A 1,185-nucleotide genomic window follows, 5' to 3' on the forward strand; every position below is an offset into this window, starting at 1 on the left:
GTGCTGCGCGAGCAGACGCAGGGCCTGTCGCTGCGCGAGATCATCGAGCTGGTGCTCGACCACAGCGGGCTCGTCGAGCACTACAAGGCCGATCGCGAGGGCGCCGACCGGATCGAGAATCTGGAAGAACTGGTGAATGCGGCCGAAAGCTTCGTTACGCAGGAAGGCTTCGGCCGCGACGCGGTGGCGCTGCCGGTCGACGAGCTACGCCAGTCGCCGGCCAGCCAGGGCCTGGACCCGAACCGGCCGCTGCTCGACGAGCCGCTGGCCCCCGACGCCGAGACCGGCGAAACCCTGAGCCCCCTGGCCGCCTTCCTGACCCATGCGGCGCTGGAATCGGGCGACAACCAGGCCCAGGCCGGCCAGGACGCGGTGCAACTGATGACGGTGCATGCCGCCAAGGGGCTCGAGTTCGACTGCGTCTTCATCACCGGCATGGAAGAGGGCCTTTTCCCGCACGAGAACTCGATGAGCGACAACGAGAGCCTCGAGGAAGAACGGCGGCTGATGTACGTGGCCATCACGCGGGCACGGCAGCGGCTCTACATGAGCCACTCGCAGACCCGGATGCTGCACGGCCAGACCCGCTACAACCTCAAGAGCCGCTTCTTCGACGAACTGCCCGAAGGCGCGCTGAAATGGCTGACGCCGAAGAACATGGGGTTCACGCCTTCGGCCTTTGGCTACGGCGGCGGCTACGCGACCACCCGTGGCGGCGCGGGCGGCTTCAGCAAGGATTCGTTCGCCAGTCCGCCGGTGCCGCCGCAGAAGGCCGCGCCTTCGCACGGCCTGCGCTCGGGCATGCAGGTGTTCCACAACAAGTTCGGCGAAGGCACCGTGACGGCGCTCGAAGGCAGCGGCGACGATGCCCGCGCGCAGGTCAATTTCCCGCGCCACGGCATCAAGTGGCTGGCCATGTCGGTCGCCAAGCTGACGCCGGTCTAGGAGCGTGTCGGGCTTTCCCGCCTACCCCGAGTGGGCGGCGGCTTGGACAATCGCGCCAGTTTAAATAGACCTCCACTGCATGAGCCGCTTCATTGCCGTAGATCGAGACACCGCCTACTTGCTGCCGCCGTCGGTTGATGAATGGCTACCGCAGGATCACCTGGCCCGCTTTGTCGTGGAGGTGATCGACCAGTTGGACCTGAGTGAGCTGGTGCGGCAATACGCGGGACGCGGCAGCAA

The 1,185-nt window shown here is 66.5% G+C and carries 1 protein-coding gene and 1 pseudogene; both read left to right on the plus strand.

What is annotated here, in order from left to right:
• A partial coding sequence (locus tag AC1DY5_RS56375) for a 3'-5' exonuclease (protein ID WP_478122829.1) occupies positions 1–945 on the plus strand: 945 nt, incomplete at its 5' end.
• Positions 946–1,024: 79 nt separating this feature from the next.
• Positions 1,025–1,185 (plus strand): annotated as a pseudogene (locus tag AC1DY5_RS56380) (IS5/IS1182 family transposase); the annotation flags it as partial.

Source organism: Variovorax sp. P4_D9, from assembly GCF_056401695.1.